The 23,424-nt window shown below is 42.1% G+C and carries 23 protein-coding genes and 3 pseudogenes; 15 read left to right on the top strand and 11 right to left on the bottom strand.

Features of this window, described 5'->3' with window-relative positions:
- Positions 1 to 854 precede the first annotated feature (854 nt).
- Positions 855 to 1,220 (top strand): Mo-dependent nitrogenase C-terminal domain-containing protein, encoded by a 366-nt coding sequence (locus NWP22_RS13715; protein ID WP_271731464.1) that lies wholly within the window; start codon positions 855 to 857, stop codon positions 1,218 to 1,220.
- Positions 1,221 to 1,242: 22 nt separating this feature from the next.
- Positions 1,243 to 1,515 (top strand): cupin domain-containing protein, encoded by a 273-nt coding sequence (locus tag NWP22_RS13710; RefSeq protein ID WP_271731465.1) that lies wholly within the window; start codon positions 1,243 to 1,245, stop codon positions 1,513 to 1,515.
- 249 nt (positions 1,516 to 1,764) lie between these two features.
- Here the strand turns inward: NWP22_RS13710 and NWP22_RS13705 are convergent, their stop codons facing one another.
- Positions 1,765 to 1,956, bottom strand: a complete 192-nt coding sequence (locus NWP22_RS13705; RefSeq protein ID WP_271731466.1) for a ribbon-helix-helix protein, CopG family — start codon at positions 1,954 to 1,956, stop codon at positions 1,765 to 1,767.
- A gap of 59 nt (positions 1,957 to 2,015) precedes the next feature.
- Here NWP22_RS13705 and NWP22_RS13700 point away from each other — a divergent pair.
- Positions 2,016 to 2,213, top strand: a pseudogene (locus NWP22_RS13700) (RNA-guided endonuclease TnpB family protein); the annotation flags it as partial.
- 516 nt (positions 2,214 to 2,729) lie between these two features.
- Here NWP22_RS13700 and NWP22_RS13695 read toward each other — a convergent pair.
- A pseudogene (locus NWP22_RS13695) lies at positions 2,730 to 3,218 on the bottom strand (transposase family protein); the annotation flags it as partial.
- A 247-nt stretch (positions 3,219 to 3,465) separates the two neighbouring features.
- Here NWP22_RS13695 and NWP22_RS13690 point away from each other — a divergent pair.
- Entirely contained in the window at positions 3,466 to 3,831 is a 366-nt protein-coding gene (locus NWP22_RS13690) for a pentapeptide repeat-containing protein (RefSeq protein ID WP_280801995.1), read from the top strand.
- A gap of 101 nt (positions 3,832 to 3,932) precedes the next feature.
- Positions 3,933 to 4,670, top strand: a complete 738-nt coding sequence (locus NWP22_RS13685; RefSeq protein ID WP_271733954.1) for a creatininase family protein — start codon at positions 3,933 to 3,935, stop codon at positions 4,668 to 4,670.
- A gap of 174 nt (positions 4,671 to 4,844) precedes the next feature.
- Here NWP22_RS13685 and obgE read toward each other — a convergent pair whose 3' ends face one another.
- Positions 4,845 to 5,873, bottom strand: a complete 1,029-nt coding sequence (gene obgE, locus NWP22_RS13680; protein WP_271733955.1) for a GTPase ObgE — start codon at positions 5,871 to 5,873, stop codon at positions 4,845 to 4,847.
- A 539-nt stretch (positions 5,874 to 6,412) separates the two neighbouring features.
- On the opposite strand from obgE, the gene NWP22_RS13675 reads away from it, so the two are divergent.
- Positions 6,413 to 7,543 (top strand): glutamate-cysteine ligase family protein, encoded by a 1,131-nt coding sequence (locus NWP22_RS13675; RefSeq protein WP_271733956.1) that lies wholly within the window; start codon positions 6,413 to 6,415, stop codon positions 7,541 to 7,543.
- A gap of 54 nt (positions 7,544 to 7,597) precedes the next feature.
- Here NWP22_RS13675 and NWP22_RS13670 read toward each other — a convergent pair whose 3' ends face one another.
- Together NWP22_RS13670 and NWP22_RS13665 are read right to left on the bottom strand one after the other, a co-directional pair.
- Positions 7,598 to 9,433, bottom strand: a complete 1,836-nt coding sequence (locus NWP22_RS13670) for a peptidoglycan D,D-transpeptidase FtsI family protein (RefSeq protein ID WP_271733971.1) — start codon at positions 9,431 to 9,433, stop codon at positions 7,598 to 7,600.
- 97 nt (positions 9,434 to 9,530) lie between these two features.
- The gene (locus tag NWP22_RS13665; protein ID WP_271733957.1) at positions 9,531 to 10,220 is read right to left on the bottom strand and encodes a hypothetical protein; all 690 of its coding nucleotides are present in this window, start codon (positions 10,218 to 10,220) and stop codon (positions 9,531 to 9,533) included.
- A 434-nt stretch (positions 10,221 to 10,654) separates the two neighbouring features.
- Here NWP22_RS13665 and NWP22_RS13660 point away from each other — a divergent pair, with 434 nt between their 5' ends.
- The 4 genes from NWP22_RS13660 (at position 10,655) to glgB (ending at position 14,784) form a co-directional block, all read left to right on the top strand.
- On the top strand, positions 10,655 to 10,822 hold the full coding sequence (locus NWP22_RS13660) for a hypothetical protein (protein ID WP_271733974.1): 168 nt from the start codon (positions 10,655 to 10,657) through the stop codon (positions 10,820 to 10,822).
- 355 nt (positions 10,823 to 11,177) lie between these two features.
- The gene (locus NWP22_RS13655; RefSeq protein WP_271733958.1) at positions 11,178 to 11,852 is read left to right on the top strand and encodes a glutathione S-transferase family protein; all 675 of its coding nucleotides are present in this window, start codon (positions 11,178 to 11,180) and stop codon (positions 11,850 to 11,852) included.
- A gap of 1 nt (position 11,853) precedes the next feature.
- Positions 11,854 to 12,183, top strand: a complete 330-nt coding sequence (locus NWP22_RS13650; protein ID WP_271733959.1) for a hypothetical protein — start codon at positions 11,854 to 11,856, stop codon at positions 12,181 to 12,183.
- A gap of 309 nt (positions 12,184 to 12,492) precedes the next feature.
- Entirely contained in the window at positions 12,493 to 14,784 is a 2,292-nt protein-coding gene (gene glgB / locus NWP22_RS13645) for a 1,4-alpha-glucan branching enzyme (RefSeq protein WP_271733972.1), read from the top strand.
- A gap of 61 nt (positions 14,785 to 14,845) precedes the next feature.
- Here glgB and NWP22_RS13640 read toward each other — a convergent pair whose 3' ends face one another.
- Positions 14,846 to 15,502, bottom strand: coding sequence for a DUF3386 domain-containing protein (locus tag NWP22_RS13640; protein ID WP_271733960.1), 657 nt, complete (start codon positions 15,500 to 15,502; stop codon positions 14,846 to 14,848).
- 102 nt (positions 15,503 to 15,604) lie between these two features.
- Between NWP22_RS13640 and NWP22_RS13635 the strand changes: the two genes are divergently transcribed.
- Complete coding sequence (locus NWP22_RS13635) at positions 15,605 to 16,270, top strand: LuxR C-terminal-related transcriptional regulator (RefSeq protein ID WP_271733961.1); 666 nt, start codon at positions 15,605 to 15,607, stop codon at positions 16,268 to 16,270.
- A 7-nt stretch (positions 16,271 to 16,277) separates the two neighbouring features.
- Here the strand turns inward: NWP22_RS13635 and hisB are convergent, their stop codons facing one another.
- Both hisB and fabI read right to left on the bottom strand, forming a co-directional pair.
- Positions 16,278 to 16,928 (bottom strand): imidazoleglycerol-phosphate dehydratase HisB, encoded by a 651-nt coding sequence (gene hisB, locus NWP22_RS13630; protein WP_271733963.1) that lies wholly within the window; start codon positions 16,926 to 16,928, stop codon positions 16,278 to 16,280.
- Positions 16,929 to 17,072: 144 nt separating this feature from the next.
- On the bottom strand, positions 17,073 to 17,849 hold the full coding sequence (gene fabI / locus NWP22_RS13625) for an enoyl-ACP reductase FabI (protein WP_271733964.1): 777 nt from the start codon (positions 17,847 to 17,849) through the stop codon (positions 17,073 to 17,075).
- 375 nt (positions 17,850 to 18,224) lie between these two features.
- On the opposite strand from fabI, the gene ntcA reads away from it, so the two are divergent.
- From ntcA to NWP22_RS13610, 3 genes are all read left to right on the top strand, one after another.
- Positions 18,225 to 18,896, top strand: a complete 672-nt coding sequence (ntcA, locus tag NWP22_RS13620; RefSeq protein ID WP_271733965.1) for a global nitrogen regulator NtcA — start codon at positions 18,225 to 18,227, stop codon at positions 18,894 to 18,896.
- A gap of 189 nt (positions 18,897 to 19,085) precedes the next feature.
- Positions 19,086 to 20,471, top strand: a complete 1,386-nt coding sequence (locus NWP22_RS13615; protein ID WP_271733966.1) for a DUF3084 domain-containing protein — start codon at positions 19,086 to 19,088, stop codon at positions 20,469 to 20,471.
- A 46-nt stretch (positions 20,472 to 20,517) separates the two neighbouring features.
- Entirely contained in the window at positions 20,518 to 20,961 is a 444-nt protein-coding gene (locus NWP22_RS13610; protein WP_271733967.1) for a pre-16S rRNA-processing nuclease YqgF, read from the top strand.
- Positions 20,962 to 21,042: 81 nt separating this feature from the next.
- Here the strand turns inward: NWP22_RS13610 and NWP22_RS13605 are convergent, their stop codons facing one another.
- Positions 21,043 to 21,306, bottom strand: coding sequence for a DUF3146 family protein (locus NWP22_RS13605; RefSeq protein ID WP_271733968.1), 264 nt, complete (start codon positions 21,304 to 21,306; stop codon positions 21,043 to 21,045).
- A gap of 87 nt (positions 21,307 to 21,393) precedes the next feature.
- On the opposite strand from NWP22_RS13605, the gene pdxH reads away from it, so the two are divergent.
- On the top strand, positions 21,394 to 22,041 hold the full coding sequence (gene pdxH, locus NWP22_RS13600) for a pyridoxamine 5'-phosphate oxidase (RefSeq protein WP_271733969.1): 648 nt from the start codon (positions 21,394 to 21,396) through the stop codon (positions 22,039 to 22,041).
- A gap of 40 nt (positions 22,042 to 22,081) precedes the next feature.
- Here pdxH and NWP22_RS13595 read toward each other — a convergent pair whose 3' ends face one another.
- On the bottom strand, positions 22,082 to 22,984 hold the full coding sequence (locus NWP22_RS13595; protein WP_271733970.1) for a DUF3153 domain-containing protein: 903 nt from the start codon (positions 22,982 to 22,984) through the stop codon (positions 22,082 to 22,084).
- A gap of 126 nt (positions 22,985 to 23,110) precedes the next feature.
- A pseudogene (locus tag NWP22_RS13590) lies at positions 23,111 to 23,424 on the bottom strand (hypothetical protein); the annotation flags it as partial.

Raw genomic sequence — 23,424 nt, 5'->3', positions numbered from 1 at the left:
GGTGGACAAGGTGGACAAGGTGACCACCGGAGAAAAACAGTACAAAGTCTGTATTCTTAGTAAGAAAAATAGCCCATTAAAAGACCATTGTCCGTATAAAATCTTCTTTGTCCACTTTCCTTCCTTGTCTTCGGTGGTCTTGCCTTCACAGATCATATTAAAAACCTACCCTTGTAAGGAAGGGGGTGGGGTGAAACAATAGTTGATACACTAATCATGACTTGACAAACATCCTCTTAGGCCTAGGAACCTCCCCCGCTGGAAGAAATCAATAACTCATCAGAGTCCTTGTGAGGTGAGAATACTTCTAGCTATGGTCAGTCCCAACAGCACAATAGATTAGTTTGTACTTATCAAAGGATATGGCGGGGGATATTAAATAATAACCGACGGTAGTTTTGTATTAAAAACGACAATTTTTATGATATCCGGGGACTAAAATAAATTAAAGTCAAGGAATAACTACAAATCCAGCCTAGCTGGAACCAAGGTTACACCCTGCTTGTAACTGCCAAAGTAGAATTACAACTACTGAGCAGTTTCTCACACATAAATTTAAATTTAATCTGGGGGATCACTATTTTGAAGAGCAAGAACTAATAAGTATAAGTTAAGGGAATACCATTTTTATATTTTCTTTGTTATTTTGTATTTAACGGGACAGTTATTCATTATCCAGTGAGCTAAATATAAAGTGAGTGAACTATTTACCAGGAAAGTCTATGCAAATTACTCACTTTGTGATTGTCCCCGTTTGATTTATCAACACAAGACAAATCCCAGATATACATGGCATGGTAAAATTCCCAATCGGCAAATAGTTTATCAATACAAGGAACACCTTGGTCAGAACTATGGTTAAGACAAATAATCAGCATATTATCCTACCTGCTTTTATCAAAGCTGTGGAAGTGGAAGCAAGTGACAATGTAGGTAGCCACAATAAATTTACTCCACGCAAATTCCACTTACTGCAACCATTACGTAAAAGGCTAGACAACATTGAAATTAAAAATCGCGACTTTGCTCACTTTATTGCTAAAATGATTCCGGCTCAGTGTCCTTTCGAGCGCGACCTTATCCTATTTGGGCGCAAAATAGCCCACATCCCCCCTCTGTGTAAGCTTAATCCACTGTATGATGAATTTGTCGGCTTACGCTTTCGCGCTTTGTGTTATTTAGTAGATGAGTGTGGAGAGGACATTCAATCCTACTGCTAAATCCTAACCGAGAAAACATGGTATGGAAATTAAAATTGAGCATCAACCAAGTCAACTACGCCTCAACCAGTTGGGTGTGTTTCAGTGGGCAATTTGGCAGAAAGAAATATCCAAATTTACCTGGACTTATGATACTCAAGAAACTTGTTATTTTTTGTTAGGTGATGTCGTTGTTACCCCCGATGGTGGACAACCAGTGAAAATAGGAAAGGGTGATTTAGTGACTTTTCCGGCTGGTATGTCTTGTATATGGGAAATCACCAGCGACGTGAAAAAACATTACTGTTTTGATTAGTTAAGAGTCAAGAATCATGAATTAATTTCCTGGTCTTTTGGTTTCTTTTCTTCTCCAGAATGCAAACATCTCCACAGTGACTAGGAATTAAATAGAAGCATAGGAGACACAGCAGCACTATGTCTCCTATAATTTTTATAACCAAAATGCCGAAAACTCTTGAGAAACAGGGGGATCACGCCGTATTCCGTACTTTAGTAAGGTATGTTCGCGCAGCGTCTCCCCTTGGGAGAAGGCTATTTAATGCGTTTACGCCTCAGTCAGGACATATTTTCTAATTAAGCACTCTACATACTCACTAGCACTAACGCCTTCCCTTGCAGCTAATTCTTGCACAGAATGCCAAGCTGTATCAGTCAGCATAATACCCCGATGTTTTTTGACTTCATCGTAAAAAACAGGGGTATTTCTAACTCTTTTTTTACCTTTACCTGTTGACATATTAAGAACATCTACATATACTAATTACAGTATATTTAATATCAAGGAGGTGAGTCAAGTTGGTAGTTCTAGAGTACAAAGTCAAAGCTAAAAAGCTTCAATGCATGCCTATTGAGGAAGCTATTAAAACTACTCAGTTCATCAGAAATAAATGTCTGAGATACTGGATGGATGCAGCCAAAGAAGCAAAAATTAACAAGTTTGCTATGAATAAATATTCAACAGAACTACCCAACGAGTTTACATTTGTTGCTGACCGGGCGACAAAATAAGCTACAAGACAGACTCTATAAGCCTCATAGCTCTTAGATGTTGTTTGATAAGTTTTCAACCGGTAATTTTTATCTTAGGGAACACCGGAACACACCGAACACCCGAACAGGGAATGGAGAACACACCGAACACGGTATGGCTAACGCCACGCTATCGCTATCGACTTCGCTCACCGAACACACAAAAAACAATAAAATCCAGTCCCCTCCCCTTACAAGGGGAGGGTTAGGGTGGGGTAAAACAATATTTGATACACTAATCATACCTTTTAAAACATCCTCTTAGACCTTGTTGATCATGCTAGGGTTTATTGCAATTTAATTTCATTAATGTGGTGATTAAATCCATACAAGCATCCTTGAAATTGACCCAAGTTTGACCATATAAGCTGATATACAGCAGATTTCATCTAAGTGAGGTACAGTAAGGCCTACAGGATGCCCACCCCACAATAGTTTTACAATTAATATCTGTATTTTATCTAGGTAGAAACTGCTGTGAAAACTACTATGTCTCCCTTCCGTTCTACCATGTTCTTTGAGCCGACTAATATATTTCTGTATTCCTTTACCTTTGATTTGTTGACCCTGAATTGTGGTAGAGGAGTAAGCGATAGCGAAGCGCTGCTGCAAGCAGATCGCTATCAAGCAAACTAGAGAAATAAATTGTTCACCAGTTAGATTAGTATCCTCTAAATTATAGCCTCCTTTTTTAAAATCTCTAACCATTTCTTCAATATCAAATCTTTGTTTATAGGCAGAAATAGCCAATTCTAACGCATCAAGATTCATTAAGATAAACCATCCTTCTTTCGGTGCTACTCCGTTGATTTTACTTGTCCATTTACAAGCAATGTTAAAGCTTATAAAACCGTGAGTCTTTGTGACATTCACACCTTTAAGAAAAAATGATCAACCTGGTGCTAATTCCAGACTATTTAAGTCCAGAAAAATATATTTTTAAACCTCTACAAATTCGTTATTTTTTATTTAATCGCAATTCCCTGTTACATATTCAATAAAACTCAAAAAATGTGTACATCATGAGCATGGTAAATGCTATATTTCTTTTTTCTGATTATCCTGAACATAATTTCAGATATTACTCCTGTTGTTTGATAAAAAAGTCATTTTTTATTCTTCTTTCAAAAAATACTTGTATTTTGAATATATTTTGAATATATATAATTTCCCAAGTTAAAATGCAAGTATAAATGACAAGCATCAAAAGTTGATCATGCTAACTGAAGATAATTTACAAAGTCTGCAAGAGGTTGTGGCAATTTGGAATGAGTGGAGGCGGAAATATCAAGGTGCAGAAGCTAACTCCTGTGGTGCCAAGCTGGTTAACGCTAACCTAAGTTACGCAAACCTAAATGGGGCTGACTTACATCGCGCTAACTTGAGAGGAGCTAACTTAAAAGGGGCGAATCTGAGCGGGGCGAATCTGAGCGGGGCGAATCTGACTGGGGCGAATTTATCGCAATCAAACACAATGGCAGCAAACTTCCATAACGCCACTCTGACAGATGCTTGTATCCAAGACTGCAATTTTCATGGTGCGACAAAACTAGATGCAGCAATTTGTGAATATTTTCATTGAGAATTAGCTGCGGATCTGATATAAATTCTCATCCAGTAGTAGAGGAATTTTCTAAAATGCTAGTAGAAATTGGATATTCCTAAACTAAATTATCTCACACAATGTTACTACATTTAAGCACCTGGCAAGAAGTTGAAACCTATTTACAAGAATCTCAGGGTATTATTATCCCCATCGGCTCCACAGAACAACATGGACCCACAGGCTTAATTGGTACTGATGCTATTTGTGCAGAGGCGATCGCTGGTGGCGTGGGTGAAGCAACTCAAGCAATGGTTAGCCCTACAATCAATGTCGGCATGGCATTACATCATACCGCTTTTCCCGGTACAATAAGCCTACGTCCAAGTACATTGATTCAGGTAGTCACAGACTATATTACTTGTTTAGCTAAAACTGGTTTTACTAAGTTCTATTTTATCAATGGACACGGTGGTAACATTGCCACCCTGAAAGCTGCATTCTCAGAAACCTATGCGCACTTGGAAAATTTGCAGATTAGCAACGCCCAATGTCAACTTGCTAACTGGTTTATGTGCAGTTCTGTATATAAACTTGCCAAAGAATTATATGGCGATCAAGAAGGTGCCCATGCTACCCCCAGCGAAGTAGCCGTTACCCAGTATATTTATCCACAATCTATTAAAAAAGCATCCCTGACACCAGAAGTTGCTCTTGGACATAAAATTTATGGTGCAACTGACTTCCGCAGACGCTATCCAGATGGACGCATGGGTTCAAATCCGGCTTTAGCAACACCAGAACACGGTCAGCAGTTTTATGATTTGGCGGTGACAGAACTCAGTACAGGATATTTAGAGTTTTTGAAAGCCGAATAGTATCGCTAGTCGTTAAGTTTACATGGTGGGTTACGGCGTAGTGGCAAATACATATATTTATATGTTTAATTTTATGCCTAACCCACCCCAGATGGTTACTACAAACTCTTATATTTTGCGTCCCTTACCCATGACTGTTCTTTACATCTTTGTATTGAGCTTAAACACTGGCCTTTACCGCAAAATCTCTACCTCTTCAGCCACATTTATCTGGTCAAGGACTCCCCAAACTTGCTGTAACATTGGTTCTAACCCAGCGCGGGTAACTGCGGAGATTAAGAACACAGGAGAAAGGGAAAGGTGATGAAGTTGAGCCGCTACGGCTTCTAAATCCACTGTGTCCCTGTCCACCGCATCAATTTTATTCAGCGCTAAAATTTGGGGACGCTTTGCTAAACCTCGTCCATAGGCTTGCAACTCTTCCTTAATTATCTTGTATTCACTAATCACATCTTCGCTAGTTGCATCAATGAGGTGTAGCAGAACCTTTGTGCGTTCAATGTGGCGCAAAAAATCGTATCCCAAACCCGCACCCTGAGAAGCACCTGCAATTAAACCGGGAATATCAGCAAACACAGTACCATCACCAGTAGGTTTTCTGACTACACCCAAATTAGGGATGAGAGTTGTAAAAGGATAGTCAGCAATTTTGGGACGTGCTGCTGATAGAGATGAAATTAGCGTAGATTTACCAGCATTGGGTAAGCCAATAATTCCTACTTCCGCTAAAAGTTTTAACTCTAGGCGTATTACCTTCATTTCTCCTGTGAGTCCAGGTAAAGCATATTCTGGGGCGCGGTTACGGTTACTCAGAAAATGCTGATTTCCTAGTCCACCTTTTCCACCTTCAGCAACCCGAAAACTTTGTCCAGGATCAATTAAATCACATAGCAAAGCCCCTGTACTGGCATCATATACAGAAGTACCACAGGGAACTTCGATGATTAAATCCTTACCATTAGCCCCGGTACAGTTATTTGGACCACCACGTCCACCATTATCAGCTTTAAAAAGATGCTTGTATCGAAAGTCCAGCAAAGTTTGTAGGTTAGTATCCACAACAAAAATCACCGAACCGCCTCGTCCCCCGTTTCCACCAGATGGACCCCCTGCTGGTACGTATTTCTCACGTCGGAAGGCGACGATACCATCCCCACCTTTACCCGCTTCAACTTCGATTACCGCTTGGTCAATAAATTGCATAATTTAGTTATTTATCATTCGTCATTGGTCATTAGTCCTCTGGAACGTTACCAATTGATTTCAGGTATCCGTTAAGAGTTCTAGTTGATTGGTTGTTAGCTTTAATACATCTACTTTTTCCTTTCTTAACAGGTTACGATTATATGCTGCTATGACCCAGTGCTGATTTTTTTACAAAGGCACCCTAGCTATTTTGACGAAAAGACTATTTCTTTGATAACTTCCTGTTCATAAACCTTCTGCTATATTCCCACCAATGTTATCTGCTCAACGAATTATTTATTTACCTAGTGTATCTTGGTCCAATGGCTGCCAAGCATTAACCATTTTCCAGACAATTGATCAACCCGTAATTTTAGAAACCTCCCACTTGACTAAACTAGCAAATTCCAAGACTCCAAATTAACATAAATTTCTAGTACAATTTACTACAAATTTGATAAATTAATTAATGGAAAAGTATCTCGGACAGATTACTACATAGGATACAAGTAGCCGTAACCTAACTAGACAGCCCAACTAACTGTAATCAAGTATACATGAAAGTTTATTTTGGCATTGAGCATGAAGTCGCTTTCCTCAACCACGAAGGAAAATTTGCTGATTTTTCCCAAACTAAATTCTCTGACTTTAATCAAATTGTCGAAAAACTGCCCACATACCCCAACGATTATTCACAATTGCGCGTTGGCGATGCTGGTATTCGGCAAAAGAGATGGTATATTGAGGGTTTTGAAAGATTTGCTAATTCTGAAAAGGTGATAGACTGTATACCCAAAGGTATCGAAATCAGAACCACTATCCACTCTGATATTTCAGGTGCTTTAACTGAATTATCAGAAAGTTTTCAATTACTGCGTGAAGTGGCTGCTGGCTATGGGTTTTCACCTGTTTTAACTAGTTTTAACCCCTATAAGACTGTATTTGAACCTCAACCACCTTTAAATGATTATGAACTCCAACAGTTACAGACTTATCCTGATGAACAAACCGCCAATATTTACATGGTAACTTATGGTCCAGATTTAAATATCTCAGTGCCAGATTTACCAATTGAAAATGTGATTGATATTGGCAAGAAGTTAACCTATTATAGTCCCTATATCGTTCCTTTTAGTTATAGTTCCCCTTTTTATAATGGGGGATTATGGGATGGTTTGTCAGTCAGAACTTTTGTCAGAACGGGAAAAAGATCGGCAGCACTGGTGTTTGTCGAGAAGGAAGAACAACTCATTAATAGCGTGCCATCATTGACAAAAATCGCCCGTATTCCTGCTGAAGTGGGACGCATTGAATTTAAAGCTTTTGATAGTTGTGATGACTTTTCTATCTATGGGGGGTTGTTGGCATTATTGAAAGGTTTGATCTTGGATAAAAGTTTACCAGGTAGAGCAATTAGGCCTAACGCGACTTTACACCAAATCTCTGCAAAAAAAGGCTTTGATTATCCAGATATTTGTGCTAATGCTACACAGCTTTTACAAGTAGCTGAGGTTTCCTTGAGGGATGATTCAGATGTTCAGTTATTAACACCATTAAAAGATATACTAGCAAAGCGCAAAACTAAATCCCATGAACTAATAGCGGCTTACCAAAGTGTCGGTTCAATTGAACAAGCACTGCAAAACACTTACGCCCACCCTAGCATAGAGAGTAGGACAAATGAATAACCTCACCTTTAGGGGCAATTCATAGAATTGCCCTTAGATAATTTAGTCTTTTATTTAGGAATTTGTATTGGTTGACTGACTGGGTGGGATACCTTCAATGGTAATCAACCCCTCAATTACAGTTTTGACGATTGGTGCGGCCACAGTAGAACCATAAGCATTTATGCCTTGTGGCTCATCCACTACCGCAAAAACTACATACCGCGGAGATTCTACCGGTAAAATACTTACGAAGCTAGTTATCCGCGCATTTGGGAGATAGCCACCATTTGGACTCGCTTTTTGAGATGTACCGGTTTTACCACCAATGCGATAACCCGGAATTTTAGCATTACTACCAGTACCTTCTGATACTACAGTTTCCATCATTTCCACTACCTTTTGAGTTGTGGTTGCTGAGAAAATTTGGCGTGTTGTGGGCAGATCAGGCGCATAATGCATCTGGCCTTTACTGTCCACCAACCCTCGCACTACATGGGGTGTGACTAATTTACCCCCATTCGCTAAAACGCCATGCATTTGCACCAACTGTAACGGTGTTAAAGCAAAACCTTGCCCAAAGGATGTAGTTGCTGGTTCAATGGGTGAACTGAGAAACTGTCTTGAACCTTTGAGCCGTCCCCCCACTTCAAAAGGCAAATCTGTATCGACTGTTTCCCCTAGCCCCAAACGTTCTAGCCAATTGTAATAAACTTGTGGTTGTATGCGTTCAATGATCCGCACCATGCCAATATTGCTAGAAGTTTGTAATATCTGTGCAATGTTAATATTGCCATAACTCTTGTGACCTGCATTTCTAATCGTGTGCTTACCTATTTGAATAGAACCGGGATCATTAAACACATCATCTGCTTTAATTACGCCATTCTCTAGGGCGATCGCCACATTCAAAGGCTTAAAAGTCGATCCCGGCTCATAAAGATCAGCTACTGTCCAGTTTCTAAATAGGGAAATATCAGCACTAGAGTATTCATTGGGGTTATAGGTAGGATAGGAAGTCAGAGCTAGTAAAGAACCGTCTGAAGCATCCATAACAATTACCGCCCCACGTTTAGCCTGAAACTTCTCTATCTGTTTTTCTAGAGCAGTACCGGCGACCCTTTGCAAACGGCTATCAATAGTTAATTGCAGTCGCAGGTCATCGAAATTTAAAAATCCTTCCGGTGCATGAATTGGTAGAAGTCTACCATTACCAGCCCTACTCAGCCGCGCTGTCTGCGGGGAACGTTCTAATAAATTCTCTTGACTGTATTCCACACCAGCCTGACCCTTACGGTCAAGATTGACGTAGCCCACCACGTCCGCAACCACATTCTTTTGCGGGTAATATCGGGAGTATTGTTGAATCAATTCTAAGCCATTTAAGCGCAATGATCTCACACGCCCAGCACTGACTTCGGGTAAGCCGGAAGCAAGTGTAATCCCACTCCTGCGACTTTCAAAAGTTTTCACCAATTCAGCCGGGGGTTTGTCGAGTATGGGAGCGAGTTGTTCTGCCATTTGTTTATTAGACTGAGCAAACAGCTTAGGATGGGCATATAAGGTATATACAGGTCGGTCAACAGCTAATACACTATTAGTGCGATCTACCACTAGGCGACGGGGAACGAAAGGCCGTAAATTCACCATTTGCTGGTTACGCGCCTTCTCGGTTAACTTTGCTCCCTGGATAATCTGCAACTGATATAAATTAATAGCCAAACCCAAACCTGCGGTCATTAATATGCCCCAAACCACGAACAGCCGGGGTCTGGTATTGGATATCTGGTCTTGAGGATTAGAGGTGAACCTAAACCTCTGCATAAATGCTAGGATAGAAGACTTTCCTCGCCTTCTAAATGCTGAATTTTGAAAATTTCTCAATTTTAGTTTACCGGGTGACTTCTGTATTTACCTGCTCAGTATTAGTTATCGGTTATTAGGAACAGCCGGATTCCCCTAAGTGCATCATTCAGGGTTGAAATCCTGTACTCCCGCTTTGATAACTCTAATATCCTAGTGGTAAGGGAGTGTTTTGCGGCTTTTCCATATTTAGTGCTGTGCCAGGGGGTGTAGCATCAGAACTAGAAGATGGAGATGCTGCGGGCAAAAAAATTGTTCTGGCTGGTGTTGGTGACACTAGCGCAGTGGCTTCGTCTTGTGCTTCTTCAGCCATTTTGTTCTTGAGGGTAGCGTTAGTTGTGGTTAACTGCCGTTCATAAAGTTTCAGGTTTTGTAGCCTGTTATATTCCTGACTCCACAGTTGTTGAGAATATACTATCCAACCATACACAAATAAAGTTGCTGCTACCAAGAAAAACGTGACTACGGAGGAATAACGATGTGATGTGTACAAGCGCAGTAACCAAAAAGGTCCAGAGCCATAATTAGGCATCACGGGTAAGCTACCTTCCCCTAGCTTCTGATTTTTCTGGGTTGTTCTATTTGATTGACTTTCCACCCGTGAGACTCGTTGTTTAGCGACTTCAGGTAATGGATGAGTCGTAGAAACCGGCAACTTCTTGACAGCACGCCGTTGTCTTTTTGAGGATCTTGGCAAAGGTTCATCTACAAGTGTAGATGTACTCCCAGAGGTTGATCCTAGAGGGATGGGAGGCCCCTCCCCGTTGGATGGGGTAGGATTGATTCGGAACCAAAGACCTGTTTTGGGAACAGCCGATTTACGCACAACAGCCATATATGTTTTTAGATGGAAAATACAGTGTTTTAAACCTTTAGCCTGTTTGTCCTCAGGCGACAATCCTCGTGTGATACTTCACTGCACTAATGATGGCATTAGCTGGGTATTGTAATACCTGTCACTGGTAGGCAGCAATGTGCCATTTCCAGTATGGCAACACAAGGCAGCAAGGCACAAGAGCCTTGTAAAATAAAGAATTTTCATCTGATGTCTTGTTTGTCCGCCAAGTTGATTTTGGCTATCTGCTGACTGGAGTCCTGAAGCAGAGAAATTAATCACCCTCCTGCATAATCAATCAGCCTCAAAAAATCAGCCGAAAGTATTGCTTTTGAAAATATCAGCACAAGACATTTCAAAAATTAGCAACAAATAGGTTATGTTATACAACAGGCTATTTTTTTTATTGCCATTTTCTGGTGAAAGAGGAGTTTATGTTGAAAACAAAAATCTTTGGTTTTGTTCTAATGTTAGGGTTGGCTGCGGTTCTTGGAGCCTGTGAGCCTGGGACTGAGCCTGAAACTCCACCAGCGACTCCCACTCCTGGTGAACCCACTGACGGTGCTACTCCAGCCCCCGCACCCGGTACCAATCCCCAATAAATTTTGACTCAGTAAATCACCCCAAGAAAATTAAAAACTAGTATAATTTATGACTAAATGAACTTAATTTTTTTGGGGCGGTTATACAACATCTTTTTGTCAAATAGACTGAAAACTTTAATTAAATTAGCAGGTAAAGGGCACTGGTTAATATAATTGCAACTGTAACCAAGTTTCATGGTGGTGGCTTACGGAAAAATTATCAGGTCTATTAATCAGTTATTTATGCAACTTATTTAGGTGGTAATTTACGTAAGTCATACTCCTGCTATAGTGCGGAAATCAACATACTTTCTTGGCAAGTTGCATATCTAAAGGCATAAAATTAATCCTCATGGCGGGGCAAAGTAGCTTTATGTTGCTACTACAATTTAGTACATCCCATTACTGTCGCAAAGCTCGTCTGGCGCTCGGCTATAAGCAAATTAATTATAAAACTGAAAATCTGACTCCTGGGTGGCATATCCTGCGAGTTAGGCCGCTAACAGGTTTGAAGACTTTACCTGTGTTGTTACCACTTGAGGGTCAACCCAATGCGATCGCTGACTCTACCGAAATCTTAAAATTTCTGGAAACTTATCAACCACAACCGTCCTACTTCTTGCCTGACCATGAACAGCAGACAGAAGCGTGGATGTTAGAGGATTGGTTGGATGAAAGCATTGGTACAGCCACCAGGTTTGTATACTATCAGTTCCGGGCTGGGGAAGGCAAGGAAATTGACCCTTCACTGGTTAGTCAGATGGTAATTTCAGTAGTCCGCCAACAATATGGTATCAACCAGACTACTGTGGAATTGGCTAAAAAGAGACTTGCTATTGCCTTTTCAGAGTTATCTATTCGCTGGCAAAAAAATGACTACTTAGTAGGTAATCAGCTAAGTGTGGCAGACATTAGCGCAGCTGCCTTGCTGAGTCCTTTAGCACTGATTCCTGAGTATCGTCAAGGATATCCCTGGTTATTTGAGCGCATTGTGCAAGTCCACCAACTGTGTCATGAACCATTAGCACCAGGGTTGAGTGAGGGTTAGGATGAAGGTAATCGGGAGAAAAAAAATAGTATTTTGGGTTGTGGGTATTAGTACTACCCTTTTTTTGGGCTGGAGTGGCCATTGGGGAACAAATGCGATCGCATTACCCCCACCCGAAGATATACCAGAAGAAATATTGCGGAGGGAAATTATTCTAGACGCGCGATCGCCAGTGGACGGTAAACCCCTGAATGCTGCCGAATACGCAGAACTACAAGAACAGCTACAAGTAAGTCCTCCACCCAAACTGAATGCCGATTTACGACAAACCATTTACCTGATAAGGTTACGTAAGGCCTTACTGCAAATTTTCCCCTTCTTAGATATTTGAAGCAATTATAACGAAAATGCCGAAAAACCTTGATAACCAGGCGCATAGCCCCGTATTTAAATAGTGGGGATCAAGGCACACTTTTCTCACTTATTACTAACTTTAGGTAAATTTGAGCAGATTTTGAGTGACAGTCGTTAAACCCCAATCTCCAGTGACCATTCTGATGTACGATAACGGTGACGACAAAATTACAAATAAATTTAGAACCATAAATTTAGTTCTTTCTGGGGAAAACCCAGATCTACTCTCTAGGGTCAGCAATGGGAGTAACTCACTCAATTACTGTATTCAAATCTAGGTAGCTTCATCTCTATGACCACAATTATCCCAGAACAGGTTAACCGTATAGTTGGGAATCAGCATCACGATCCCTTTGAAATACTAGGTTCTCATTGCATAGAACAAAATGGCAAAAAAGTCTGGGCTGTGCGAGCCTACCTACCAAATGCGACTGCAGCATCGGTAATTCTTCCTGAGGAGCGTCAGGAATACCCAATGGAGACAGTACATAATCCACATTTTTTTGAATGCATAATTGAAACAGCGGAACTGACAAACTACCAGTTACGGATTAAAGAAGGTGAGCATGAGCGTGTCACCTATGACCCCTACGCCTTCCGGTCTGCGAAACTAACAGACTTTGACTTACATTTGTTTGCCGAAGGCAATCATCACCGAATATACGAAAAAATGGGAGCCCATCCCACAGAGATCAACGGTGTTAAAGGTGTTTATTTTGCCGTTTGGGCTCCCAATGCTCGTAATGTTTCCTTGCTAGGAGACTTCAATCTGTGGGACGGGCGTAAACACCAGATGCGCAAAGGCTCCACCGGCGTTTGGGAATTATTCATTCCTGAAATCGGCGTAGGAGAGCATTACAAGTATGAAATTAAAAATTTTGAAGGGCATATTTACGAAAAATCAGATCCCTATGCTTTCCAACAGGAACCCCGTCCCAAAACTGCCTCCATTGTCACTAATTTAAATACTTACACTTGGAGTGACCAAGACTGGATGGAAAAGCGTCGTCACACCGACCCCCTGACCCAACCAGTCTCCGTCTACGAAGTGCATTTAGGCTCTTGGTTACACGCTTCTAGTTCAGAACCAGCCAAATTACCCAATGGTGAGACAGAACCCGTAGTTATAGTTTCAGAACTCAAACCAGGCGCACGCTTCCTCACCTATAGAGAACTAGCAGACCGACTGATACCCTATGTCAAAGAATTGGGGTACACCCATTTAGAACTGCTACCCATTGCGGAGCATCCCTTTGATGGGTCTTGGGGTTATCAAGTAACTGGATATTATGCCCCCACTTCACGTTTTGGCAGCCCCGAAGATTTCATGTATTTTGTTGACAAATGCCACCAAAACGATATTGGTGTAATTGTCGATTGGGTTCCCGGTCACTTTCCTAAAGATGGTCATGGTTTAGCTTTCTTCGATGGTACTCACCTTTATGAGCACTCCGACCCGCGCAAAGGAGAACACAAAGAATGGGGTACTTTAGTTTTCAACTACAATCGCCACGAAGTTAGAAACTTTCTAGTAGCTAATGCCCTCTTTTGGTTTGATAAATACCATATTGATGGTATTCGCGTTGATGCTGTGGCTTCCATGCTTTACCTAGACTATTGCCGCAAAGCAGGAGAATGGCTACCTAACGAATACGGGGGTAGAGAGAACTTAGAAGCCGCAGATTTTATGCGTCAAGTTAATCACATTATCTTTAGCTATTTCCCAGGTATTCTTTCCATTGCAGAAGAATCCACTTCCTGGCCTATGGTGTCCTGGCCTACCTACACAGGCGGACTAGGGTTTAATTTAAAGTGGAATATGGGCTGGATGCACGATATGCTGGACTACTTCAGTATGGATCCGTGGTTCCGCCAGTTCCATCAAAATAATATTACCTTTAGTATGTGGTACAACCACAGTGAGAACTTCATGCTGGCTTTGTCCCATGATGAAGTGGTACATGGTAAGAGCAATATCATCGGCAAAATGCCCGGTGATACATGGCAGAAGTTAGGGAATGTGCGTTGTTTATTTAGCTATATGTTTGCTCACCCCGGCAAGAAAACAATGTTTATGAGCATGGAGTTCGGCCAATGGAGTGAGTGGAATGTCTGGGCAGATTTGGAGTGGCAATTATTACAATATCAAGACCACCAACAATTAAAGCAGTTTTTCCAGGATCTAAACCGTCTCTACCGTTCTGAACCAGCTTTATATACTCAGGATTTCGCCCAAGATGGCTTTGAGTGGATTGATTGTAGCGATAACCGTCATAGTGTGGTTTCTTTTATCCGTCATGACAAGGATTCTGATGATTTCATTGTGGTGATTTGCAACTTCACTCCCCAACCACACTCTCACTACCGCATTGGTGTACCAGAGGAAGGATTTTATACCGAGTTGTTTAACAGTGATGCCCGTCCCTATGGCGGCAGTAATATGGGTAACTTAGGTGGTAAATGGACTGATAATTGGTCTTTACATAGTCGTCCTTATTCCCTCGATTTATGTCTACCACCGTTGGGTGTGTTGATGCTGAAGTTGGATCGGCACAAAACATCTGAGGGAATGGTATAATAAGTTCTCCTTGAAAGGAAATAAGAAGCGATCGCTTCTTATTTCCCTTGAAAACTTCAGCTTAAACCGTAACAGGTGACAAAAGTTGAATGTTGGAGAAGACAAACTCTTGAGTGGAAATTTTTCCATCTGTTTGAGTGCGAATCTCCCGACGATTTAAAACAAAATATGCGCCAACTTTTTCATATTCATCGGTAAACTCACTTCTCCCACCTTTTTGTTGCCCTGTTTTGGGATCGTGGTATACAGAATCATAGGTATGGGACAAATAACCCGCCCCAGTGTCATGGCTGCTAAAAGTGTTAATTGTCACAAAAGTACCGTGAATTAAACGGTGGACGTGGCAAACCTCATTATTGCGAACCTTATATTTATCGCCTTCAGATTTACCACCCACTAAAATTTCAGTTGCACCAGTCTCGTCAGTGTCTCCATAGCTGAATTTATTCTCACTGTGAGTGTCCTCAAAGCTGCGACGGACGCGGTGAATGGCAATTTCCCACGCCTGTCCGTGAATGGCTTTCTTTGCTTGCTCATCTTCTACCCCCAACACTTCCGCCTTGAGGTTAGCATCGATGACAACTTGACCTGTAAATAGTTGGTCATCATATTTATAAGTAATATCTGCGCTATAACCGGGAAAACTCTTGTCCCAAGTGTAGCGATTTTCATAAGCAGCCCGGAAAAGTTCCTGAGCGGAAAGTTTTGTAATTGTCATCTACTTCTCCCAGAGTGACTAGCTATATTAGCGTTTTATCTTGGCTGGTATTAGCATAGAAGTAAATATGAAGCTTCGCATAGTCCCCAAGTGGGTACACTTATGCCTAATTCTCTTTCCCTTATATTTCAAGCGATCGCAAATGTCAGCAACGAGCAGGAACTACGAGTGGCGCTCATGGATAAAATTGGTGAGTATTTTGGCGTCCAACATTGCGGGATCTATCTCATCAATGAACAGCCAAATGCGGTTAATGTTCAGGCCATTCCCGCCGTATGTATGGAAAACAATCCAGTTGGTCGTTATGTAGTGGAACGACACGCTCCCGCCCATGAACAATTAATACTATCACCAGGAGATTGGAAACATTTCTGTCCCCGTCATGACCATGAACACGTGATGACTGGGCCAATTGTTTGCGATGGTCGTCTAGTGGGGACATTAAACTTAGCTCGCGATCAAGGGACTGATCCCTTTAATGGCGATGACTTAGCTGACTTAAGCGCTTTGTGCATTCATTTATCAGCAAAACTTGCCACTCTCAGAGCCAAAGAAGCAAAAATATCCAATTCACTGTTAGTCAGTCCCTTAACCGCGCGTGAGCTAGAAATTGCCGAGTTGGTAGCACAGGGGTTAACCAATGCCGAAATTGGTGAACAACTCTGGATCACACAGAATTCTGTCAAGCAAGCTTTAAAACGGATGTTTCGTAAGCTTGGTGTTTCAACTCGTACAGAAATGGTCGCAAAACTACATTTTATCTGCTAGTTAACTCCTACAGAATACCCTTAGAACTGGGAATGTTACCAGCCCGACGGGGGTCAATTTCCACCGCCATTCGGGTTGCTCTGGCAAAAGCTTTAAATGTTGCCTCAATAATATGATGGGAGTTAATGCCATCCAGTTGACGAATGTGTAATGTCATTTGGCTATGGTTAACCAATGCTACAAAGAATTCCCGTACTAGCTGAGTATCGTAGGTTCCCACTCGCTGGGTGGGAATTTCCAAGCCATAACTCAGATGAGGTCTGCCAGAAAAGTCCAGCACCACTTGCACTAAAGCTTCATCCAATGGTGCCAGAAAATTACCAAAACGAATAATACCTTTCCTGTTACCTAGGGCTTGACTGAAAGCTTGCCCTAAAGTGATACCCACATCTTCATTCGTGTGGTGATCATCAATTTCCCAGTCTCCCTGAGCTTGGACATTTAAGTCAATCAGCCCATGGGAGGAAATTTGATGCAACATATGATCTAAAAATGGAATCCCAGTTGCTGCTGTGCAGATGCCCGTACCATCCAAGTTAATAGTAACTTTTATATCAGTTTCGCCAGTGGTGCGATGAATCGAGGCTATGCGAGCAGTGTGAGTCGAATTAATTTGGCCTTGGAGTGAGTCCTTACCGAAGGTATCGCTTGTTTGCATAGGTGGAGAATCGGGAATGGGGAATGGGGAAATCACAGACCCTATGGAGGGCGCATGACTGATGAGTGATGCTTGGTGACTGTATTTTGTCGGTTAACCGCCAACCGTCAACCGTCAACCGTTAACCTTAACAATGATTAATTATTACATTCCCATGATTTCATATCCTGCATCTACATACAAAACTTGTCCTGTAATGCCACTGGCTAAATCGCTAGACAAGAAAGCAGCAGTATTGCCCACTTCTTGCTGAGTAACAGTGCGTCGCAGGGGAGCTACTTCTTCTACATGGTGAATCATATCTAAAATTCCGCCTACTGCCGAAGATGCTAATGTCCGTATCGGCCCGGCGGAAATAGCATTCACCCGAATGTTGTCAGGTCCGAGTTCAGCCGCCAAATAACGTACACTAGCTTCTAAGCCGGCTTTAGCTACTCCCATGACGTTGTAGTTAGGAATTGCCCTGACACCACCCAGATATGTGAGGGTGATGATACTACCCCCTTCGGTCATCAGCGGTTTAGCCGCACCGCTTAACTGCACTAGTGAGTAGGTGCTGATTTCTAACGCTGTTTTGAACCCAGAACGTGAGGTTTGGCTAAATCCACCGGTCAAATCCTCTCTGTTAGCGAAGGCCAGACAGTGGATGAGAATGTCCAATCTTCCCCACTGATTCTGAACTGCTTCAAAGGTAGATTTCACCTGCTCGTCATCTTGCACATTACAGGGAACAAATAAGCTGGGGTTGAGAGGTTCTACCAGTTCGGCCACCTTTTTCTCCATCTTGCCTCGCTCATCTGGCAGGTAGGTAATACCCAAGTTAGCTCCGGCTTTATGCAGTTGTTGAGCAATCCCCCAGGCAATGGAACGGTTATTGGCAATCCCTGTAACTAAGGCGTTTTTTCCAGTCAGATTCAGCATAGAAATTGTGAATGAGATCAATCATTAGGAGCATACTAGAATCTGCGCCGAGTTGGTCTTGGTTTGGCACATCATTTGCAGAAATGATCATTTAGGGGACTGTTTTCTCAAAACTTTGTCTAGATAATCCTGAATATATTCTCAAGATATCGTGAATTTTTGGGCGAAAAACCTGATGACCTTAACTGTGTAAGTACTTATAACAACTACTAGCTAAAAACATGAAAAATTATGTATCATTATGAACAAATAACCATGAAGTTATGGGTTTGAGTATAGGAATGTACAGAAAGGTTGACGGTGCTTTATTGATTTTTCAGGTGTATTCTTAGGTAATCAGTTTTTGTTTTTCCGGCATTGGGTAGGGGAAGGGAGATGATCGTGACACAAGATAAAGCCCTAGCAAATGTATTTCGTCAGATGGCGACCGGAGCATTTCCTCCAGTTGTAGAAACATTTGAACGCAACAAAACAATATTTTTTCCCGGCGATCCTGCTGAACGAGTTTATTTTCTTTTGAAGGGTGCTGTGAAACTTTCCAGGGTATATGAGGCAGGAGAGGAAATAACGGTAGCACTGCTGCGGGAAAATAGTGTTTTTGGTGTGTTGTCATTACTGACGGGAAATAAGTCTGATAGATTTTACCATGCAGTCGCATTTACGCCTGTAGAGTTACTGTCAGCCCCCATTGAACAGGTGGAACAAGCCCTTAAGGAAAATCCAGAATTATCAATGTTGATGCTGCGAGGCCTATCTTCGCGGATTTTACAGACAGAGATGATGATTGAAACCTTGGCTCACCGGGATATGGGTTCGAGATTGGTGAGTTTTCTGTTAATTCTTTGTCGTGATTTTGGTGTTCCTTGTGCTGATGGGATTACGATTGATCTGAAGTTATCTCACCAGGCGATCGCTGAGGCAATTGGTTCAACTCGGGTAACTGTCACTAGGTTATTAGGGGACCTGCGTGAGAAACAAATGATTTCTATCCACAAAAAGAAGATTACGGTGCATAAACCTGTTACCTTAAGTAAGCAGTTCACTTAAAATCAATCGGGGGAGGTGGAGTGGCAAGGGTTGTGTTCTTCAAAATTACACCCATTGGGGATAAATCGAAAATTCTCAGTAGTTTCAGCTATTGCCTATCTGTCTTCCCCTACAAGATCATCCTTGAAAGTAGTAGGCTGTATCTGGAAGCATTATGCATCCGGCACACTACGTGAACGGTAGCTGAAGATGACCACCGGGTACATCCTGATCGCGGCAATTTTAATTTTGGGGGGCGTAATTGCCACCGTGGGCGATCGCATTGGCACACGAGTTGGCAAGGCACGCCTCTCACTATTTAACCTGCGTCCGAAAAAAACGGCTGTACTAGTAACTATATTTACTGGCGGCTTAATTTCCGCTTCAACATTAGGGATCTTATTTGCGGCTGATGAAGGATTGCGGCAAGGGGTATTTGAGCTAGAAGATATTCAAAAAGACCTGAGAAACAAGCGGGAACAGCTCAAAATTGCCGAATCGGAGAAAAGCCAGGTAGAGGTTGAGTTAAGCACAGCTAGAATTGAACAAACTAAGGCGGAGCGACAGTTGCAGGTAATTAATAAATCCTTACAAGCAGCTAACGCTAAACAAAAAGCAACACAAACTCAACTTCAACGTACCCAAACCCAGCTAGGTCAAGTAGTAAGTCAGTATCAAAAAGCTTTAACTGAACTGCAAAGGGTTTACGATCAAAGACAAACATTGCAGCGGGCTATTGCACAACTAAGGGGAGAACGACAACGACTTTATGCCGAAGCTAAAACAGCAATAGAAGGGCGCGATCGCAAAATTACCCAACTTGATGCACTGATCAAAAAACGTAATCAAGAAATTGCTGCACGAGAGCAAGTAATCGCCACAAGGGAAGCCCTCCTCAAAGAATTAGAAAAACAACAGAATTTTTTAGAACAAGAAGTCACAAGGCTAGAAAAGTATTATCAGTCATACCGTGACCTACGTCTGGGCAAACTCGCACTAGTTCGCAATCAAGTCTTGGCGGCGAAGGTGGTTCGCGTTAGCCAACCTAGTGCAGCCCGTGAACTGGTAATACAACTGTTGCAAGCAGCTAACCAGAATGCCAACATTCAATTAACTGAACCGGGGGAAAATCCCACAAATAAACAGCTGATCGAGGTTAGCCCACAGAGGGTAGAACAACTGAGCCAGCAGATTAGCGATGGTCGAGAGTACGTTGTGCGAATTTTCTCTGCGGGGAATTACGTTCGCGGAGAAAACCAAATAGAATTTTTTGCGGATGCAGCCCGAAATCAACTAGTGTTTTCCGAAGGCGAGGTACTAGCCACCACTACTGCTGACCCCAAAAAGATGACATCCTATCAGCTGTCCCAAAGATTAGATTTGCTGATTTCCGCTTCGGAATTTCGGGCCCGTAATGCTGGAATTGTGGAGGGTTTGTTAAGAGAAGGTACTCATTTACGCTTTTTCTTACAATTGAGACTATATGATCAACCTTTGGAAATTAAAGCGATCGCTCTGGAGGACACTTATACAGCAGGTCCTTTAAGAATCAGGCTTTTAGCAATACTAAACGGAAAAGTAATTTTTAACACCTAAAAAAATAATTAAATCAAGCCATTGATGAAATTTCAGCGTATTGATTATGACTTTTAGTGAATTTTCACCCACACAACCAGTCATCCTAGGCTTCGACCCCGGTAAAGATAAGTGTGGTCTAGCAGTCATGGGACTAGATAGACAATTGTACTATCACCAAGTTGTAACTGCACAAAAGGCCATCCCTACCATTGAAACCCTACGTCAACAGTTTCCGGTTTCCTTAATGGTCATGGGAAACCAAACCACTGCTAAACAATGGAAACAGCAATTGCGCGAAGCACTGGTAGAGCAGCTAAGTATAATTTTAGTCGATGAGCGCTACAGCACCCTAGAAGCACGCGATCGCTATTGGCAGATGTACCCCCCCAAAGGGCTAACAAAACTCGTCCCCCAGGGTATGAGACAGCCACCACGACCCATAGATGATATTGTGGCTCTGCTCTTGATTGAACGGTACTTAAATCGCCTAACCACTAATGTTGATTAAGCGTTGAATTACATTACTCACTCGCAATTCATCTCATCATTTCCGGTTCGCGGTAAGACTAGAGGCTTCTTACTGTTTGAACTAAAGTTCAGCCCTAATAGTAAAAGCATAATCCCCTCCCGGCTCTAACTGATAATCCTGTTGTTCTAAAAAACGACCAAGAGGTTCTTTAATCAAAGCCCGACCTTGGGAAGGCTTAACAGAAAGTTCTCCTCGGCGAAAATGCCATTGGAAATACCACTCGAAGTTACCCGCACTTACTTCACCCTCAAGAAAGCCGAGTTGCCACGATTGACGGATAATTCTGACATGGGCTGTAGTTTCTGGAAGACGTTTGGCATTCACAATGCTTTGTGTTACTGGTGGAATTAAAGCCTAATTAATAGGCTACTTCTTTTATTTAGCAAACTTATCTAAAATATACAAACTCACATGGACAAGACCGTAGCTGATCTTCGCAAGGATTACACCTTGCAAGATTTGAGCGAAACCGAAATTAACCCCAATCCTGTGATTCAATTTCAAACATGGTTTGAACAAGCACTAGCAGCCCAACTTCCTGAACCCAATGCTATGACTCTGGCCACAGCTACACCAGACGGTAAGCCTTCAGCACGAATGGTACTACTCAAAGACTTTGATGACCAAGGCTTTGTTTTATTCACTAACTACAATAGTCACAAAGGACAAGAACTAGCAGCAAATCCCCAAGCAGCTTTAGTATTTTGGTGGGCAGAATTGGAACGCCAAGTCAGAATTGTGGGGACTGTAGAGAAAATTTCCCCAGAACAGTCTGATAGCTATTTTGAGATGCGCCCCCCTAGTAGTCGTTTGGGTGCATGGGCTTCTAATCAAAGTCAGGTAATTGTTGGTAGGGAAGTTTTAGAGCAACAACTCCAAGAATTCCAGCGCCAATATCAAAATCAGGAAGTTCCTAGACCACCTCATTGGGGAGGCTACCGAGTCATTCCCACAGAAATTGAGTTTTGGCAAGGTCGCCCCAGTCGCATGCATGACCGATTGCTCTATACTCGCTGCTGGGATAATAGCAGTTGGAAAATTGAGCGCTTGTCACCTTGAAGAGTGGAGACTGGGAATTAGATTTTCCCAGTTTTTTTGTTTATTCTGTAACTGGTACTTTAGTACTAGATGTAAACTGAACTCTGGGATCTGGCATGAAACTATATCTCACATAAATTCCTCCCCAGATGAACAGGATAATTAACAAACCACCAATACCCAGGGGATTAGGTAACCAGAAAACTACTTCTATATGGGTTACCTGACCTGGTGGGATCTGCCATACTAATTCCCTGCCTTTTTTCTGGGGTGGGATAGCAGTTTCGTTTTGTTCAATATTTCTGGCTCCCCAAGGGGTATTTAAACTAAAATTGAGTTCTAGAATTGATTCAGTATCCGATAACACGTTACCTCTACCGGCAATTAAGGAGAGCGATCGCAAGTCCAAATCATAAATTAATCGATTCCTGACTAACAAGAGAAAATTGTTTTGATCTATGAATAAATTTGATTCAATTTTCGGTGGTGCTGACTCCGATGATTGCTGTACACCCTCAGCTTTTTCATTTCCACGAGAGTTAAAAAAATCATTAAATTTCTCTTGCAACTCTTGACCATTACTGAAGGGAATTTTCACAATAATTTCGGAGGCGGAAATTCGTTGGCTTTTACCATCTAGTTGACGGGCGCGACGTTCTATGCTATGTAACCATTCAGATACAGAATCGGGACTAAAGCTAGTGAGTCGTTCTCCCAGTTTAATATGCTGTACTATTTCGCCACTGTTGGAGTGATTAAAATTCACTCCCGCATCGTACTCTACACACCCAGTCAACAGTAGTGATGTCAACACAACCAGCCACAAGATAGGATTTTTAATGGCAAATATCCGATGGATGAGATTCCTACCTATCAGCTTGACCACCAAAGCCATTTTTACTAAGACAAAACTTAATGCTCTAGTCAATCTCACGAAAATCTTGTTCAAAATAGGATGATTCATATAACGGTTAACGGTTGACGGTTGACGGTTGACTGTTGACTGTTGGCGGTTGACTGTTGACGGTTGACTGTTGACGGAAGGGCGATCGCCCTTCAGACCAGATGCTAAGATGTCCTATTGAGTAGTCTAGGGTAAATTATCGGGGTCAATGCCCTGGGATTGTAAATAGGCTCTGAGTTTTTCCTTAGCCTGCCTTTCCGCTTCAGCGCGTTGGCGTTCTTGTTGAGCTTTTTGGGCTTCTGTTTCAGCGCGTTGGCGTTCTTGTTCAATCTTCTCCACCGCCCAGGGTAATACATTCCCCTCCTGATCCCACCATCTCAACCAATAGCCACTGCGTCCCCCCTTTTCTCCTCTCCAAGTTCCCAAAAACAGCCCCATACTCTCTACCCAGTGACGCCCATTTTCATCTGGCTGTTTTAATTCATACTGGCCATTTTCTA

This window comes from Anabaenopsis tanganyikae CS-531, assembly GCF_029891675.1.
In the GTDB taxonomy this organism is placed as follows: Bacteria; Cyanobacteriota; Cyanobacteriia; order Cyanobacteriales; family Nostocaceae; genus Anabaenopsis; species Anabaenopsis arnoldii.
Note: the sequence above shows the minus strand (reverse complement) of the source record. Positions and strands in the feature narration are given on the sequence as shown.